This window comes from Chryseobacterium gregarium DSM 19109 (genome assembly GCF_000430845.1).
GTDB lineage: Bacteria > Bacteroidota > Bacteroidia > Flavobacteriales > Weeksellaceae > Chryseobacterium > Chryseobacterium gregarium.
On sequence record NZ_KE387264.1, the window covers coordinates 45,426 to 61,229 of the forward strand.

The following is a 15,804-nucleotide window of genomic DNA, read 5'->3' on the forward strand; positions in this document are numbered from 1 at the left end:
TTTCACAGATGATGGGTGATGCAGATTATTATATTTGTTAAATAGTTGGAGCTGAAATTGAAATTCCGATTATTTCAGATGTATTTGTCATTGTTGTATTCGTGTCTTGTAATTCTACCGACCGTTATAATTCTGTAAGTATTGGAATTTATGGTTATTATTATATTGTTTTCAAGGTTGGTTGCATAAAAATTTTTCCCTATTTTTTGATAGTTTTCTTTTCGAGTTTGTTTTAAGATGTTAAAAAGAAATGTTTCAATTTCATTTTTAGAGTAATCTGTTTTTAATTTTTTATTAATTCGCCCATAGACCAATTCTGTGTAGCAAACGTTATCAAGGATTTTACTTTTGTCAATATTCATTTTCTTTTGTCGGGTTTCTGATACCCTTCATTTTAAAACATTTACCGCCAACGTTCAGAGTCCTGCCTTCAGGCATAGATTATACGATTAAAGTTCAGTCAAAAAACTGTTGTTTAGTCTTTATTTCAGCATGCCTGGCGCAAAACTTCTGTTGGCTGCTGCCTTCTTCTTAAGTTATTCTTTTAGTCACAATCAACATGCAGCCTGTGTTTTCCACAGTTGACACAGCGAAATAAATAACCCACTAAACTTCCGTCTTTTGAAAGATGTGTTCTGATCAATTCAGGGTCATAGCCGTTATTATCGATATCATCATTCAGTTCTTCCGCTATGGGTTCTATGGTCTGCGTGTCGGCATAACCGATAAAAGCACACGGTTCATTACAGTGTGTCAACCAGACTTCCTGCTGCCAGGAAGAATAACCCGGTGTCCTGTTTGTAATTTCAAGCAACAGCTCTTTTGGAATCGCCGGTGCCGGATCATTTGGATCAGGTGAAATCCCTTCAATTCCACAGTAATCATTAAATTCCCCATCATATTTTTCAGAAGCTTTACCATTTGTAATACACCAGGGACAGATGTATTCAGGGTCTTCTGTGCTGTAAAACGAACCTGTATACTTCATTTGTCTTTTTTCGTTACAGACAGAACAAGTTCCTTCAGCTTTTTCAAAAATGTCTAAGCCGTATGCATTCGGACTGTATTTAAATTTTGGTAATTCCATCTTTTTATATCTTAACGGGTGTCTGGTTAATATTGTCAATAAGGATACGAGACCCTATGTCCGGTCAGGCAATCTTAAAGTTTCATTACGAAACGGCTGCTGGTTTTGCCCTTCAACCGCCTGATGCAAACCTATTGTAGTGTACTGTTTTCTGTTTAATCTGTCCACCAAAACGGGTCCGGAGATGATGGGTCATGGTCTAACCATTTGGTAAACCACTGCAGAAATGTCATGGGTGGCCGGCAGGGTGAAATTCCAACATCCGTTATCTGCCAGACAAAGCCCTGCTGCCCGCCGGAAATGATAAGTGTCCAATCCATGCCGCAACCGTCAGTTCCTAAATAAATATTCCCGTCAAATATTCGGTCCTGCAATTCTGTATTTTCTGCCTCATCGCCTTCCCAGATCCATTGTTCTGAAAATGGAAAAGGCTTACGGATGTTTTCAAATGTCCATGCTTTTTTTTGTGCGTCGGACCACCAGATTTCATCAGTCCCTATAGGCTTGATCCCGTATTCCGGCGGTCCGTCCCCTCCGTTACCGATATACTGAATGAACAGCTTATAGTCAGCCGGAAGAATAATCCGGTTTTCTGTTTCGAACTTTTCAACGGTACCGGCAGATAAAACCGGATTAAATTTCAGGGCAGTCTTGTCAAGCCTGTCCTTCAGGGTCATTATTTTCTCGTATTGTGATGTCATAACATAAGGCAATGTTCCGCAGCTTTGCATCCGGGCAGGCAATCGAAGCACAAAAGCTGAATTATTACTAAAGTACCATTGAAAAACGGCTGTCGGGTTTTGTCTTTCAGCCCGCCTGAAGCAAACCCTTTATTGTGCACGCATGGTATCAGCTCTGCCATAGGAATTTTGCCGTTTTTCCTTTTGTGCAGTCAAATAAATAAGCAACTCCGCCGCCGCCGAAATTCATTGCCGTTCTATGGTCGGGACCTTCTTCTAATTGAGCGACAAATCTCATCGGTTTGTTACAGCAGTCGCATTCAGGCGTTTCGTCTCCCTGGATCCAGGCCGGTTCGCCATATAACTGCCCCAGAACCTCTCTTTTATTTCCTTTCCAATTTTCTCGGGCACTGTCATAATCAATGTCTTCGGTTTTAACCAGGGTTACCCCGTATTCGGTATCTCTAACGGATAATTCAGCATCAGCCGGTTTGAAAAATTCAAGATTTTCCCCGTCAACAATAAGCGCTTTGTTCCCACCACCTTCGGCATCCCATTCATCACACATTCCGGGATCATTATTGCACATGAAAATCAGTTCAATTCCAATGTCCGTTTTTATTTTCCCCTGATATTGCATTTCCGCCTTACAGGTTCTGCATTCGGGCCAATCAATAGTTTTGTCAATTTCTCTGACAGGAAGCCCTCCAAAACCGGTTTCTTCAAGTCTGTTATTTTTTGTAGGGTCGTTAATTAATAGTTTTATCATCTGGTTTTTGTTTAAAGTTGCAGTTGTTTTTTTAATGCACAGACAGTTTCTGAATTAACGTAATAATAAATCTGAATTATATGCTGTTAAAATTAAATCAAATAATGATAGAAGCATATTTTTACTTTTTCAATAGTAATGTAATGTCGTAACTCCTCTTTTTTTCGTGTCTGCATTAACGGTTGGCTTGCTCTTTATTCTTTTGTGTTTGAGTGGAAACATTATTCCACCATACTCAAATCGGGTAGAAAAACTGAATTACGATTTGGCTGCAATTGAAAAACTACTGTTGTATTTTACGCTTCTGCCCGGCGGCCTATGGAATCGCTTTATTCTTCCCACCAATAGATGCTGTCAATTTTTCCGGTTCCTTTTTCAGTTTTTTGGATTACAATTTCAAAATTTACTTTTCCGTCTTCATCATCATTATCATCATTGTCTTCAGGGTCAAACATCTGCCGGACGGTTAAATCATAATGCCCGTTTTCAATCCGGACCATTAAATCAGAATTATGGTCAGCCGGAATTTTAGTGTCCTCAAATTGGGCTGACATGGTTAAGTCTTCATAATTGGTGAGATAAAGTTTTCCGTCCGTTACTTCAATGGCAGAAGTGAATTCTCGGAATGCCTGTTTACCTGAAGATCTGTCCGCAAAAGAAACGGTCCATTCGTTTTGAGCGCCTGTTGACCAGAAAATAATATTCCTGTTGTTCATTTCGTCAATAAAATGTTTCATAAGCTGACTTAATTCCCAATCTTCATCAACAAATGATCGGTAAGCGGCAGAATTTACGAGGGCTAAAAAACCGGAATCGTCCGTAATGTTCAGTTTTTGAGTTGTATTAAGTAATGGAGACATCTTTTATTTATTTCAGGTGAGATTTTCAAGGTAGGATGGTGGTGTTCTTTTAAATGCACTTTTTTAAATTGCCGGTACCGTTCAGGAAATGCTGAGGCATCTGCGGGAATTGGAACTGTATTATTCTAGGCCGCACAAAGCGAAGTATGAAAAGACACTCCTGCAGGCCGCAAACAATAGCTGTGCAAATTCCTAATTTTTGCTTATGATTTTTTAATTTCCTGTTTTTTTATCCAACGAATTGCATTCTTCATAGGTTCCTCAGAAGCTGAAAATGCTGTATTGTGCCCTAATTGCGGAAATAACTGATATTCATAATGCTTCCCTTTACGTTTTAACCGGTCAAGATATTCTATTGATAAATGTACGGGAACCTGAATGTCTTTGCCTCCAAAAATCCAGAGCCCCGGAACTGATAATCCGGAAAGGATATCGTTGGGATTGGTGTCAGTAAACTCATACCGGTCCGGATCATTGAATATATGTTTTCTTGCCTCTTCTTCTGAATGGGTATCCCAGAAACTCTTATTTCCGCCGGTATAAAATTGGAATCTCAATTGTTCTTTAACCGTTATCAGTGCTCCGCTGAATATAGTCATAAATCTGACTTTCTTATTTTTTTCTGCAGCCATCGGAATGATCCATCCGGCCTGGCTGGCGCCAATTAAACCTATGGGTATATGATCATTTGATAAAAAGTTATACAACGTGTTGACAGCAGCACTCGCATCTAAGGATAAAAGATTCAGGTTTGAAAAATCAACATTGTTAGTTCCTACTTCAGGGCCGGCATAGACACCGGCAGATTCTCCGACTCCGCGTTTATCATACGTTAAAACGGCAATTCCGTTATTGGCCAGGATTTCAGCAAATTTTACCGTTCTTTTTTCCTGTCCGGATCCATGAACAATGACAACGGCTGCCTGTATGTGGTCTGGTGTAAAAATAGTTCCGGACAGTGTGTCCCCTTCACTGACAAATTTTATTTCTTTGGCCGTAAAGTCCGGCGGAGTTGCTGATGCATAACCAGCGACGAAAAACAATAACATGAAGAGAGAATACCTGCGCAATGTTTTTGCTTTCAGAATGCTTTTAAAAAGTACCGGTTTGGTTTTCATTTTTTTAAATTCTTTTAAATTAATTAAGGTAAAGCATTGCAACTTTAAAACAATGTCCTGCTAAAATTAATGAATAATTATAGAGCCGGTATAACTTTATTTTACAAAATAATTACAGATTATCTGAAGTCCCGGGATATCATTCCCAGGTTTCCCATTCACCGATTTGAAAATCATATTTTGCGTATTCTCCTGTGTCCGTAAATTCCGAAGCGGTCATCCTTATTTCAAAAATTGAGTCTTCGTTCCAGCCTGCTGTAAAGAAGACTGCTTCTTTTGTTAACAGTGCCGTGGCATGATCTTCGTCCGGATGATTAAAATACAGTCCGTAATCGTGTTCCTCTGATACCTTATAATTGTAACTTAATAATCTTTCTTTTAATTCCTGAAACTGCTGTTCCGTAAAGGGAACCAGGTTTTCTTCATGGTCGAAAAAGTATTCATCATCGGTTGCCTGTTCTTTTTCTTTGGTTTCGATCCTGTAGAGTGAAATGTCGTAACTCATCTTTTTAATTCTTTAATTCTGGAATAAAACGTGATTTGAATGTTTGTTTCTAAAAGTTGAACATCGTGTTTTGGGACTTTGTGTTCAGAGAGAAACACAAAGCTGATATTAAACAGTGCAATTTAAAACGGATGTCAAACTTTTCACATCAGATTTTCTGATAAGGACCTCTGGTAAGGAATGTTATTTTTTTCCTTTTATGTATTCGTCTGTAAAATGCTGTTTATGTTTCGGTTCAGAAAATTTGTCAGCATTATAGGCTTCCGAGTTTCCTTTGGGAATAGAAAGATAAGCCCAATTTTCGTTACACAGCAATTTTCCGATGAACACAATCTGCCCAATATGATATGGATAATGGGCAAGCTGCCGGTTTATCGCTTCCGTTATGGTGTGTCCCTGATTTCGTATAAATATCTCTTTTGTCAAATCATTTTCGGTCAACGGATGTATTGCGTTAAATAAACAAGCCCAACCTTCATTCCATTTTTCTAAAAGTTCGGTTCTGTCAGCAATGTCATTGTCAAATTCAGCATCTCTTCGCCGCCATTCCTTTTCGCCGTCTGTTGTCAGGAAATCGGTCCACCGTGAAAGCATATTTCCCCATAAATGTTTTACAATTGTTGCAATACTGTTGCTTTCTTCATTTAATTGTATGAAAAGCTGTTCATCTGTCAGCTGAGAAAATGTTTTCTCACCAAGCATTTTGTAATATTCAAATTGCTTTTCCGCACTGTCTAAAAAGTCGTTTGTCATAGTATTTTCCATATCGTATATTTTTTTTCGGTTTCGGGCCTTCCTGATACAAAAACCCATTTTAACGATTCTCTTTTTTAAGTTCCTGCCGGTCGGCGGATCTGCTCAGAATTCCGGTTGTACTTGTCATAAACTATTCTCTCTCTTTCATAATTATTATCTGGTTTCCAGTGTTCTTCTGTTCTGACCGTACCGTTTTTACCTGTTGTTTTTGAACTCAGCAATGTTTCTTTTCTATCATCTGCGTTCAGGTCAATAGGGTTTGTATTGGTTAAATAGGTTTCCAGCATCTTTGGGATTTCGCGGAAATTTTTGCAGTCGTCTTCTATTGTAACTTCTTTTTTATTTCTTAACGCAAACGGAAAAATTTTATTTAAAAACCATGGGTTTTCTGTCATTGTGTGCACCGGCGGCTTCGTCAAACGGAAAATAAATTTGGCATGGTCGTCAGATTGATAATTTGTGTAAATTACGGTTTCAATAATGTTCCAGTTAATAAACTGGGTGGTATCAAAAAGAGGCAGATTATACCATATCCCGTTTGCATCAAATATTACATGTTCTTGTCTTTCAGCTTGTTTCTTCACTGTCTTTTCAGAAACGCTGAATCCGGAATTCAAACAATACAGCAGGGTGCCGGGAAATAAAATAAAAAGTACCGAAACGATGTAGGCGCCGATTATTTTTACGTCCTGCAGAATCATAAAAACCGTCAGGCCTAAGCCGATGCCTATAAAAAGCCCAAGCAAAAGGTTAATAATGATAAAAGGATTAAATTTCATAGGTGGACTGGCAGGTTATAAAGTGACGGTTATCGGTTCGGGACTTCGCTTTGAGGCAGCAATCGATGCAAAACCCTTGTCAGCATTAGTGCTTTTTATATTTATTCCACGATAAATTTTTTCGGATAATTGTCTCAATTTTGCCGACTTTAAAATATTCGTCAAATTCTTCTTTTTGTCGGGTTTCATAAAAGTCGGTTATTTTTTCAATAAAATATTCAAGTGCAGGTGCAATGACATTCCGGTCGTTGTCAGCGTGCCAAAATTCTATGAGCTGCCCTTTTTGCCCCGTAAAAATGCCTTTAAGGTCGTAGCAGATACTGTCGCCGCCGCCGTTCTGAAAAACCGGGATCCAGTTTTCATTCCACCAGTTTTCAATCTCCAAATCAGATCCAATCATCGGAGTCAGTTCGGACGCATCATGAAGTGCCTGATGTAAAGGAATAAACATAGAATTGTTTACAAACGCTTCATAACAATTGGCTTTTTGTCCGTTTTTCCATTTGTACAGTGTCCTTAAATCCTTTGGAATTTCAATTTGATAATATTCTTCGAGTTTGTCCAATTGAGCGTTGTCCAAAGGTTCGTTAAGTTCCCGGTAAAATTCAGGTCTTAATATCGACAGAAAGGTATCTAATTTTTGAATGAGTTCGTCCATTTGTTTCATTTTTGACATGATTGCTAACGGCAAAGTATAAGCGTAACACGGTATTCCGGAACGATTTATTTTTCCGCCTGCACTGATTTTACTCCAGGCCAAAATACTCAATTTTATTGAATCAGCCCGCATTACGCTTATATAATGTTACCGGCGTCTGTTTTTCCTTTTCCTGGAGTTCATGAGACAGTAATGACAAGCTCGATGATTTTTATATTCAATTTTATGTTCGGAGAGAAGCTGTATAATTATTTCTCTGGTTTCATTTTCGTCAAGACCAAATTTTTCTCCAAGGTCAATTTCATTCAGCTGACCGTTATTTTCTATTAAGGCGTGATAATACCGATCTTTATTTTCCATAAGCTGTCTGTTTTTTTACTGCGATCATCATATGCGGGCTGAATGGCAGAAGATACCTGTCATTCTGTGTGACCTGCAGAAGTGCCAGCAATCTTTTTTTCTTGTCTTCATTCAGCATATTGGCAAAATAATCTTTGTCCAGCCAGGCCATGCCTTCGACAGCATAGGTATTAAGACAGGTTAATTCCTGTTTTATAAACTCTTCTTTTAGCTGCTCTGGCCTATGATAATAGGCTTCAGCTAAAAGCCATGGAAAATCATCCGGAGGATTATGAATTCCCGTTGTCAATTCCTCCACGCACATTTCAAAAAATGTTTTTTTGTGAATGAGCCCGTTCAAAAGTCCCGCCAGGGTGGAGGCTGTATAATTTATGGCAAAGCCCAAAATGATTCCGTCATTTTTCAGAACCCGTTTCGCCTCTTTAATCGCTAATTCTCGGTCTTCTTTTTTCTGGAGATGATAAAGGGGCCCGTGTAAAATGATCAGGTCTGCAAAATCATTTTGAAAATTTAATCTTCTGGATTCACCCAAGTGAACAGAAAACTTATTTTTTAATTTGTCGGCTCTGTTCCGGGCAATTTTTATATGCTTATATACAGGCTCTACCAAATGAACCTGATGTCCTTTATGGGCAAGCCATTCCGAATACTTTCCGGTACCGCCGCCAATATCAATTATTTTTGAAGATGATGAAGGAATATATTTCTCTATGAGTGATTTGATCCTTTCAAATTCAAATATGCCCATTCCTTTATCGAGCCTGGTTTCTTCAGATGCTTTATTATAAAATGCTTCTATATTTCTGCTTATTAACTGCTTACTTTTCATTGTTAATCATTAGATCTTCATCACTTATTGAAATGCTAAAGCCATAGCAAAAGTGATCAATCAATCAATTCGTGATCAATTGTTTTTGTTTAAAATTTGATAAAATAACAGGATATGATAATCTGTGCACAAAAAACGGAAAGATTTTCATGTGCTAATACTCGTTTTGACGAGATTGTCTTAAAAAGACTCAGATATGTGTTGAATTAGTATAACAGACGACAAAGATAGAAATAATTGATTAATCCTCTTCCTGATTTTGCTTTTAATTGGAGGTAAAGTTTCGGTTATATAAGATGAGAAAGGTGTTTTTCACTTTTCCCTTTGTAATAGCCGCTGGGGCCAACTTCTCAACTACGGCACATTTTTTCAATCGGAAAGAGGGATTGATGATTTTTAATGAAAACATATTTCATCGACTGTTCCTGGAAATGCTTTAGTATGCATGAATACCTTAAAAAAATATAAAAGAAATGAACTAAAAAATGCCGACTGCTTTCTTAATATATCGCACTCCAGCTCTGCGTCCTTTAGTTTCTTCTTCAATTCGTGGATTTTTTCCTTCCCCAGATTCTTCGTACGTTTTGCGCCATTTATAAAGCCATGTGACCTTTATACCTGGTTCTAGGGTTCATTCTGAAACATGAGTCCTCTAGTTGCTTAATTGAACGGCTTTTGTCCTAAAAGCTGAAACATAAATTTTTCGCTCTCGTTTTATATCTTAAATTTAAGGCTTTATGCTTAACTTTAACTGGACGCTAAATCAGTATATCCATGACTAAACAGAAAATTTCCCATGGTGAAATTCCCTTAATCCTTAAAAAGTACAATAAAAGTCTATGGCTTTCAACACTGATTTTCCCTTTTATTCTGATAATGATCGGTCTGCCGATCTATTTTTTGTTCTTTTTCCTAATGTTATTTCTAACGGGGAAAAATTATGAAGATTCGATGACAGTTTATATTGGTATCATTATCTTTTTAGTCTTAATCAATTTTTTGTATGGTAAAATCATAATAAACAGAAGGATAAAGAATAAAGATGTTGATAAAATTAACCAAGATTTCAAGGTTCTAAAAAAAGACAGTTATACTTATACTTCTGAAAATGTTTCTGATAGTGCCTATTATAGATTATATTTATCAGATGAAAAAAATGAAAAAATAGGTATTTATATTTCTAAAGAAGATTACTTGAATATCGTAGAAGGGCAATCTTTAAATCTAACTTACTATGAACTTTTGGATATTCCTATTGAAGGTTTTTATGAAAATAAGAAATTAGATTTTTTTAAGTTTTTCATCATACAGAAATGGAAAAGAATAAAGAAACTGATATCTGTCTAATGTACGATATTTTCATTATCGGAATTTCCAGGTAGTGTAATTCTTGAGATGAATACTTTGTCAATGATTATTAAAGAAAAGGACCGTTTAATTGGAAATTTTGCGTTTAGACAGAAAATAAATAAAGGTATGGTTTTCGAGCGGGATTTAGAAACATCGTCAGGATAGGCTGAAAAAATAAGATCAGCATTACCTTCTGTATAAAATAAAAGATTTCAGGATCAGATTTATCAAAATTGAATTATGAATTTTCCAAATAAACAATTATTTCATAACGTACGGTTCACGGCAATTTTTTGGGTTACCTTCTTTGCCGGTGCCACTGCAGCGGCGCAGACCGGGACCTATGAAATGAAGAACAGAAACGGCTCCTATTGCTATATATCCCTTATAAAAAAAGGGAATCATGTACAGGCTGAGATATTTGCATGGTGGAATACCCCAAGTGCACGGACAGGATCCTATTATGGTGAGGGTACATTGGCAGGGAATCAAAGTACTTTAAAAAGTGATGAAAACGAGCCGGAATGTAAGGTGGCTCTTGTATTGGAACAAAATAAAATACGTGCGTCATTTGATCATTGTGCCGTGGATAACCTGCCGGAAGATTTTAATGGGATGTATTATAAAATAACCGATGCGGCGGCGGGAGATTATATCGTTTCCGTTCCCAGGGCTTACTTTCATAAAAAGCCGGATGCTGCTTCAAAACTTAGTTCCTACGTAATCAGAGGAAATAAGGTTACGCTGAATCTGGATAGGATAGAAGCCGGTAATTGGGTATACGTTTATTATGTCGATCCAAAAGGAAAGGAGACCGCCGGATATGTAGCGCTCACTGACCTCAGAATGAAGTGACGGTAATCCTGTCGGACCGGCCTAATCATTAGCAGCAATTATAATAATACGTTTTTACATCTTGCTTTTATTTTATCGCCAGATGGCAATGGGCAGGAAGATATTCTGCATTTGCTGCCGCTTGGTCCGTTATGCCCGGGATGTTATGAATCAGCGATCATTGTTGATTTTATTAAATCAGCGATGCCATATTATAATTGCACAGGGAATAAAACAATCAGAAACAAAAAGGGAAAAATAATGCTGATATATTTCAAAAAAAATTCTTATTCTTATATCATCAAAACATAAAAGGCCGGGACACCGTACGATCAGGAAATAATGAAAGTATCGGGTATCTATTATTGATCAGAGAATCAGTGCAGTTCATGAAGAAATAATGCCGGGCCGTAAGCATGTCACGATACCAAAAAACACCATTAATAAAAACAAATTTACGATGAAATTCAAAACCTTATTTGTAACGGCAGCAGTCGCAGGAACCTTATCAATAGCAGTTTCGTGCTCATATTTTGACAGTAGTAAAAACCGTGAAAAAGGGACGCCGATAGAATCGTCAAAGGCAGCGGTACAAAAAATTTTAGATGACAAAGAGGCGAATGAAGGGAAACGTTTTTCTGTCACAGGCTATTTGAATTATTCCCCAGGAATGACGGTTTACATTAACAGGCCCCAAACCGTCAATGTCAATACAGCGCCTGACGATAACGGAGAAACGATTGCTTACGTGGCAATGAATTGGGCACAAAACGGGTATAACAGCGTGTTTGTCCCTGAAGATGCAGGACGGGGATCTGATAAAACAATATTTTACGATAATGAAGGTAAACCATTGACAACGAATGACAAGGTAGAAGTATCATTTGAAGTTGACAAAGCATCAGTCTATCCCGTTGAAGTCCGGATAGACAAAGTAAAATAAAAAAGAAAAGCAGTCCAGCATGTATCGGGCCTTTCATAAATAAATTCGGTTCATTAAACTGAATTGAACCAAGCTGAAAATCATAAAAATTATTGTTGAAAAGCCTGATACGGATTCATTACATTTAACATTATCATATGCAGGTAAATTATTTTATACTCTTTTTTACGGGCCTTTTCTTAATAGGTACTTACATTAATTATCGGTATACCCGGAAAAAAGGGATGGTATTCAGGTATAAGCCTGTCTTTTTAATCATTATCGTTGTTTTATTTTTGGTTGCCCTATATGGAATTATTGCCGGAAAACCCTACAATGAAATTCTGCCTTTTATACGGTAAATAATTTTTCGGATTTGTGGTTTGAATCTTCAGACAACAGCAGAATGCAGCCGCTGATTTAAAAAATGATGAAACCAGCCGTAAGGTAAAGTAACTTTTGCAGTAAGAAATAATACTGTGCATGGATCATTTGGAGATCAAATTTATATATTAATGTGAATTGGTAATCAATAGATTACTGACATGTAAGCCAACGCCAACAATGGGAAAAATAATAATTGTTTTAAGCACTTTGCTTTTTTTAACAAATTGTAAAAAGGAAGAAGCCATAGAATTGCAGGATTTTAACTTTAACAATAAGACTTCAGCATATTTTTCAGATAAAGACAAATACAAAACGTATGATAATTATTACCAGATAAAATCTGAAGTTATAGGAGCAGATACTATTTATGACGGAGAGTTTATCGGGAGTGAAAAACCCGTACGGATTGAATACAAGCAGGAAATGTTTTCATACAACGATGTTCTGGCGAGATTTGATGATTTTAATTTTAATGCCATTAATTTTGCAACCACTTTAGAGGGTAAGATGATGGTTTTTAATGCGGTTGCAGGGAAGATTTCTTCAAAAGAAACCGAAAAATTTGTTGAGCTTTTAGATGGGAAATATGGAAAGTCAAAAAAAACCAAAGAAACTTTTATCAAACCTTATGACATTTATACCTGGCAGTTAAAAGACAGGATCATCAAATATTGTATTGTGGGCGACAACGAAAATAATACAATGAAAATTGAAACCGATGAAACGGGCAGCAGCATTAACAACGGAGCTAAGGAACCTCATTTAAAAGCATACCTCTACATTATAAAAAATGAATATGCCAAACAGATTATCGGAATAATGAGTTCCGGCGATTTGCTGTATTGCGACTAAAATCCTTCTGGCAGACATGATATCAGGCCATTTTGAAGATCAGCTCATATGGATCTGTTTTGAGCAGTAAGCCTGGTCGGGTATAAAACAAAAAACACCGGGTGTGAAAAAAGGAAAAGGCAAAAAATCATTAAAATAAATATCTTCAAAAGCTTTTAACGATATGATCACTAACCGAGAGACTAGGATTCAATTTATTCCGGACAAACATCAGCGCTCTTTATTATCTGCCATTGCCAATGGAGATCTTGATCAGATTAAAAAGATCATCGGGCAAAACGGGATTGATGCCAATGTTTATGATCACCGTACCTTTTCGCCTATTATGATGGAGGCTCTTACTTCTTTCGGAATAAAGGACGAGGATGACAGATTGAAAATACTCCGCTTTTTCCTTGATCACGGAGCTGATCCCAACCTGAACTGTAAATCAGGGTATAACGCTCTGCACATAGCGGTGCAGCAGGAAAGGCTGGTCCGTGCATTAGACCTTTTCCTGGACTTTGGAGGTGATGTCAATTCTGCGGATCAGAATGGAGCAACGGTGGCGTATTGGGCAATTCAGGGATTTCCGTGGAAGGCGGAAGGCGAACTGAGGCAAAAGCATTTAAATGTTGTTGAGAAAATAATGATGCTGGGGGCAGACCTCGGCCGTAAGAATAAGTTTGGCGTTGCCCCAAGAGATTGGCTGGAGCGTTCACCTGAAGACCTCCGGCAACTTGTCCGGAAATGTGAGAAATTAAATCCCCGTTATCAAGAAAGTTCCACCATCCAGCCGGATTTTCCGACCCATTATACCTATCCTGATATTGTAAAATACATCCGCACTCATTTAATTCCCGTTAGGGGAGAAGCGGAAACATTGGAAGGGGAAATGCTTCGCGGATTAGATATTTTACAGGATGAAGCGTATAGAAACGGAAATGCAAATTATTCAAAGACCCATAAAGATTTTGCCGCGTTTATTTTAGATAACCTGACAACCTTTACAAAAACTGGCAGTGATGATATTGAGAAAATCACGGAAGCCGTTAAAAAATTAATGAACCCGGAAAAACCTTATCTGGAAGATGATGTCTACGATTATTTAACAGACCAGATCTGCCTGTTCCACCTGAAGATAAATAATGATGAGTTTGAAACAGTCAATAAAAAATGGTGGAAGTTTTGGCTGTAAAATGCTCAGGGCAGGATTTCAAGTGAGAAAGCTTATCTGTTTTTTATAATAATTTTAGGATTATATTCTATTGCCTTGTCAATAAGATGATTGCGCTGAAGATAATTGCTGTCTATCCCGAAAAAATAACTTCCCCCTTTTGATTTTTTGAAGATGACCAGTTGGTTCTGTCTGCTTCGGGTGAAGTTATTGGGACGAATTGAAATCTCAGTCAGGTCGGTAAAATAAAAATCAGGCTGATGATACAATTTGAAAACCCTTATTTTTCCTGAATAGACAATAAATGACGGAAGAGATTTTTCTGTCCAGGATCGGGATTCACCAAGTTTTTCCAAAGTCTCCAGATCTTCATTGTTCATCTCATTAATAACTTCGTTATAGCTTTTAAAAAAAGATCTCAGCAATATTCCTACAATGATGAATAAGCATAAACCGAATAATACTGAATAAATACTGTAGTCGGCAGTTATATCTGTTTTGTATGAATAATAGAATAAAATACATAAGCCTGCGATCATAAAAGCAATACAAAACCCGATCATTCCGAATGTGATTTTTTTGATCCGGCTGATTTTTTTTAACAGCACTTCACGATAATTATTTTTTAGCATAATTGATAGAGTTTGATTCTAGCGGTCTTCGATGTCATCAGTTTTAACAAAGATAATCAGTTACTCAATGACCTGGCAATTCTTTTATAATACTCCGAAAACGTTGTTCTTATAATCGATGATAACGGTATTGTTCAGGAAAAAAATATTTCCGGTCAGGCCCCATATTTCAGCAAATTTATAAAAATCCCGGAAGGTTTCCTTTTCATCATAATAAACGAGCGAACCATTAAGGACTTTATTGCCGAACTTTATCGGTTTTTTGGTTTTAACGCCGTAATAGGTTAACATTGTACCCCAGCTGGATACCTTCAGCGAATCTGCTATGGCGGGACTTGATATTTCAAGGGCATCTTTTTTAGTGGTGGTCAAGGTAAAGAGGCTTGATCCCGTGTCAAACATCACATACCGGGTTTTGTCATTGATGGTCAGCGGAATTTTAGGCCTGCCGTCATTGCTTTTAAAGGGCAGGAAGGTTGCCGATTGATATTGTTTCGGCAGCACTTCGCAGATTCCGATCCTGTTTTTTGGATAATCGATGATCAGGATTTTATTCTGAAAAAGATCCGGGCCAATGGTCCCGATATGTTTTTCCATACCGGACATCATCGCTTCTTTGCTTATAGCACTGCCGAAATTTTTATAGTAACCGACCTCAATGCCACTGAATGAGGATGTGCCCGTATGAAGTGTCATATTTGTGAACATCGGGTTATTTTCGCCCTGGATCAGAAACGTTTTCGAAGGGTCTATTTTGCTTTTCAGATCAGGGTAGGCATCCAGATACGGCTGGATTGGGTTTCCGTAAATAACGGTTCTGACTGCCCCCAGGTCAAACTGCATATTGAAACGGACAGGAATATTATCTATTTTTATGGGGATGACCATAGAAGATTTGTCAAAATATTTTCCGGAAATGGTGTCACCGGTCCATTTAAAAGATATCCATTTAATATCTTGGGCATGGATAAGGATTGTAACGGAAAAAAGGAGAAAGGCAGAATAAATTTTTAATGGCATATCTTGAATTTTATAGGGTTAAATGTACGCTTATTCGGATGGCAGCCCATTATTTATGATAAGAAAACTTTTTACAGTGATAAAGAACCTGTAGGATAATAAACGGTTACTGCCGATTTCATTGGGATGTCTTTATGGTCATTGCTTTACAGACCTTTTATTTGCTGCCGGTTAAAATATCAAATCGCTGAACCGGCTTGGTAAAGTGAAAAAGATCGGCGGTAAAATAATCCTTTTAGTAAGTATAGAA

19 protein-coding genes are annotated in these 15,804 nt (G+C 37.5%); 5 read left to right on the top strand and 14 right to left on the bottom strand.

Annotated elements, in window-relative coordinates; genetic code table 11:
• Nucleotides 1–74 precede the first annotated feature (74 nt).
• The 12 genes from H561_RS24545 to H561_RS0120520 form a co-directional block, all read right to left on the bottom strand.
• Nucleotides 75–362 carry a DUF3781 domain-containing protein gene (locus H561_RS24545; protein WP_051349476.1) on the bottom strand — a complete coding sequence of 96 codons (288 nt, stop codon included), beginning with the start codon at nucleotides 360–362 and terminating at the stop codon, nucleotides 75–77.
• Between the two features lie 182 nt (nucleotides 363–544).
• Nucleotides 545–1,087 carry a CbrC family protein gene (locus H561_RS0120470; protein ID WP_027388652.1) on the bottom strand — a complete coding sequence of 181 codons (543 nt, stop codon included), beginning with the start codon at nucleotides 1,085–1,087 and terminating at the stop codon, nucleotides 545–547.
• Between the two features lie 155 nt (nucleotides 1,088–1,242).
• The gene (locus H561_RS0120475; protein ID WP_155845874.1) at nucleotides 1,243–1,788 is read right to left on the bottom strand and encodes an SMI1/KNR4 family protein; all 546 of its coding nucleotides are present in this window, start codon (nucleotides 1,786–1,788) and stop codon (nucleotides 1,243–1,245) included.
• Nucleotides 1,789–1,936: 148 nt separating this feature from the next.
• Nucleotides 1,937–2,536 carry a hypothetical protein gene (locus tag H561_RS23010; protein ID WP_034763001.1) on the bottom strand — a complete coding sequence of 200 codons (600 nt, stop codon included), beginning with the start codon at nucleotides 2,534–2,536 and terminating at the stop codon, nucleotides 1,937–1,939.
• Nucleotides 2,537–2,865: 329 nt separating this feature from the next.
• On the bottom strand, nucleotides 2,866–3,396 hold the full coding sequence (locus H561_RS0120485; protein WP_027388654.1) for a hypothetical protein: 531 nt from the start codon (nucleotides 3,394–3,396) through the stop codon (nucleotides 2,866–2,868).
• 203 nt (nucleotides 3,397–3,599) lie between these two features.
• The gene (locus H561_RS0120490) at nucleotides 3,600–4,514 is read right to left on the bottom strand and encodes an alpha/beta hydrolase family protein (RefSeq protein ID WP_081411707.1); all 915 of its coding nucleotides are present in this window, start codon (nucleotides 4,512–4,514) and stop codon (nucleotides 3,600–3,602) included.
• 139 nt (nucleotides 4,515–4,653) lie between these two features.
• Complete coding sequence (locus tag H561_RS0120495) at nucleotides 4,654–5,019, bottom strand: hypothetical protein (RefSeq protein ID WP_027388656.1); 366 nt, start codon at nucleotides 5,017–5,019, stop codon at nucleotides 4,654–4,656.
• A gap of 183 nt (nucleotides 5,020–5,202) precedes the next feature.
• Nucleotides 5,203–5,784, bottom strand: coding sequence for a DUF1572 family protein (locus tag H561_RS0120500; protein WP_228372322.1), 582 nt, complete (start codon nucleotides 5,782–5,784; stop codon nucleotides 5,203–5,205).
• 65 nt (nucleotides 5,785–5,849) lie between these two features.
• The gene (locus tag H561_RS0120505; protein ID WP_027388658.1) at nucleotides 5,850–6,554 is read right to left on the bottom strand and encodes a hypothetical protein; all 705 of its coding nucleotides are present in this window, start codon (nucleotides 6,552–6,554) and stop codon (nucleotides 5,850–5,852) included.
• A gap of 85 nt (nucleotides 6,555–6,639) precedes the next feature.
• Nucleotides 6,640–7,212: an SMI1/KNR4 family protein gene (locus tag H561_RS23505; RefSeq protein WP_051349498.1), complete on the bottom strand. Its 573-nt coding sequence runs from the start codon at nucleotides 7,210–7,212 to the stop codon at nucleotides 6,640–6,642.
• A 147-nt stretch (nucleotides 7,213–7,359) separates the two neighbouring features.
• The gene (locus H561_RS23765) at nucleotides 7,360–7,572 is read right to left on the bottom strand and encodes a hypothetical protein (protein WP_081411708.1); all 213 of its coding nucleotides are present in this window, start codon (nucleotides 7,570–7,572) and stop codon (nucleotides 7,360–7,362) included.
• The gene (locus H561_RS0120520) at nucleotides 7,562–8,401 is read right to left on the bottom strand and encodes a class I SAM-dependent methyltransferase (RefSeq protein ID WP_027388660.1); all 840 of its coding nucleotides are present in this window, start codon (nucleotides 8,399–8,401) and stop codon (nucleotides 7,562–7,564) included. The genes H561_RS23765 and H561_RS0120520 overlap by 11 nt, the downstream gene beginning before the upstream one ends.
• A 774-nt stretch (nucleotides 8,402–9,175) precedes the next feature.
• Between H561_RS0120520 and H561_RS0120530 the strand changes: the two genes are divergently transcribed.
• The 5 genes from H561_RS0120530 (at nucleotide 9,176) to H561_RS0120565 (ending at nucleotide 13,923) form a co-directional block, all read left to right on the top strand.
• Nucleotides 9,176–9,748, top strand: a complete 573-nt coding sequence (locus H561_RS0120530; protein ID WP_027388661.1) for a DUF2500 family protein — start codon at nucleotides 9,176–9,178, stop codon at nucleotides 9,746–9,748.
• A 243-nt stretch (nucleotides 9,749–9,991) separates the two neighbouring features.
• On the top strand, nucleotides 9,992–10,606 hold the full coding sequence (locus H561_RS0120540) for a hypothetical protein (protein WP_027388662.1): 615 nt from the start codon (nucleotides 9,992–9,994) through the stop codon (nucleotides 10,604–10,606).
• Nucleotides 10,607–11,045: 439 nt separating this feature from the next.
• Nucleotides 11,046–11,528, top strand: coding sequence for a hypothetical protein (locus H561_RS0120550; protein ID WP_155845875.1), 483 nt, complete (start codon nucleotides 11,046–11,048; stop codon nucleotides 11,526–11,528).
• Nucleotides 11,529–12,071: 543 nt separating this feature from the next.
• Complete coding sequence (locus tag H561_RS0120560; RefSeq protein ID WP_027388666.1) at nucleotides 12,072–12,746, top strand: hypothetical protein; 675 nt, start codon at nucleotides 12,072–12,074, stop codon at nucleotides 12,744–12,746.
• Between the two features lie 163 nt (nucleotides 12,747–12,909).
• Nucleotides 12,910–13,923, top strand: a complete 1,014-nt coding sequence (locus tag H561_RS0120565) for an ankyrin repeat domain-containing protein (protein ID WP_027388667.1) — start codon at nucleotides 12,910–12,912, stop codon at nucleotides 13,921–13,923.
• Between the two features lie 32 nt (nucleotides 13,924–13,955).
• Here H561_RS0120565 and H561_RS0120570 read toward each other — a convergent pair whose 3' ends face one another.
• Both H561_RS0120570 and H561_RS0120575 read right to left on the bottom strand, forming a co-directional pair.
• On the bottom strand, nucleotides 13,956–14,534 hold the full coding sequence (locus tag H561_RS0120570; RefSeq protein ID WP_027388668.1) for a hypothetical protein: 579 nt from the start codon (nucleotides 14,532–14,534) through the stop codon (nucleotides 13,956–13,958).
• Between the two features lie 84 nt (nucleotides 14,535–14,618).
• Entirely contained in the window at nucleotides 14,619–15,554 is a 936-nt protein-coding gene (locus H561_RS0120575) for a pepsin/retropepsin-like aspartic protease family protein (protein WP_027388669.1), read from the bottom strand.
• Nucleotides 15,555–15,804: the final 250 nt, after the last annotated feature.

Excerpts from the sequence above, each read along its gene's own strand:
- H561_RS23765 (WP_081411708.1), bottom strand. The coding sequence starts at position 7,572 with ATGGAAAATAAAGATCGGTATTATCACGCCTTAATAGAAAATAACGGT.
- H561_RS0120500 (WP_228372322.1), bottom strand. The coding sequence starts at position 5,784 with ATGGAAAATACTATGACAAACGACTTTTTAGACAGTGCGGAAAAGCAA.
- H561_RS0120470 (WP_027388652.1), bottom strand. The coding sequence starts at position 1,087 with ATGGAATTACCAAAATTTAAATACAGTCCGAATGCATACGGCTTAGAC.
- H561_RS0120475 (WP_155845874.1), bottom strand. The coding sequence starts at position 1,788 with ATGACATCACAATACGAGAAAATAATGACCCTGAAGGACAGGCTTGAC.
- H561_RS24545 (WP_051349476.1), bottom strand. The coding sequence starts at position 362 with ATGAATATTGACAAAAGTAAAATCCTTGATAACGTTTGCTACACAGAA.
- H561_RS0120575 (WP_027388669.1), bottom strand. The coding sequence starts at position 15,554 with ATGCCATTAAAAATTTATTCTGCCTTTCTCCTTTTTTCCGTTACAATC.
- H561_RS0120490 (WP_081411707.1), bottom strand. The coding sequence starts at position 4,514 with ATGAAAACCAAACCGGTACTTTTTAAAAGCATTCTGAAAGCAAAAACA.
- H561_RS0120485 (WP_027388654.1), bottom strand. The coding sequence starts at position 3,396 with ATGTCTCCATTACTTAATACAACTCAAAAACTGAACATTACGGACGAT.
- H561_RS0120560 (WP_027388666.1), top strand. The coding sequence starts at position 12,072 with ATGGGAAAAATAATAATTGTTTTAAGCACTTTGCTTTTTTTAACAAAT.
- H561_RS0120530 (WP_027388661.1), top strand. The coding sequence starts at position 9,176 with ATGACTAAACAGAAAATTTCCCATGGTGAAATTCCCTTAATCCTTAAA.
- H561_RS0120505 (WP_027388658.1), bottom strand. The coding sequence starts at position 6,554 with ATGAAATTTAATCCTTTTATCATTATTAACCTTTTGCTTGGGCTTTTT.
- H561_RS0120570 (WP_027388668.1), bottom strand. The coding sequence starts at position 14,534 with ATGCTAAAAAATAATTATCGTGAAGTGCTGTTAAAAAAAATCAGCCGG.
- H561_RS0120540 (WP_027388662.1), top strand. The coding sequence starts at position 9,992 with ATGAATTTTCCAAATAAACAATTATTTCATAACGTACGGTTCACGGCA.
- H561_RS0120565 (WP_027388667.1), top strand. The coding sequence starts at position 12,910 with ATGATCACTAACCGAGAGACTAGGATTCAATTTATTCCGGACAAACAT.
- H561_RS23505 (WP_051349498.1), bottom strand. The coding sequence starts at position 7,212 with ATGGACGAACTCATTCAAAAATTAGATACCTTTCTGTCGATATTAAGA.
- H561_RS0120520 (WP_027388660.1), bottom strand. The coding sequence starts at position 8,401 with ATGAAAAGTAAGCAGTTAATAAGCAGAAATATAGAAGCATTTTATAAT.
- H561_RS23010 (WP_034763001.1), bottom strand. The coding sequence starts at position 2,536 with ATGATAAAACTATTAATTAACGACCCTACAAAAAATAACAGACTTGAA.
- H561_RS0120550 (WP_155845875.1), top strand. The coding sequence starts at position 11,046 with ATGAAATTCAAAACCTTATTTGTAACGGCAGCAGTCGCAGGAACCTTA.
- H561_RS0120495 (WP_027388656.1), bottom strand. The coding sequence starts at position 5,019 with ATGAGTTACGACATTTCACTCTACAGGATCGAAACCAAAGAAAAAGAA.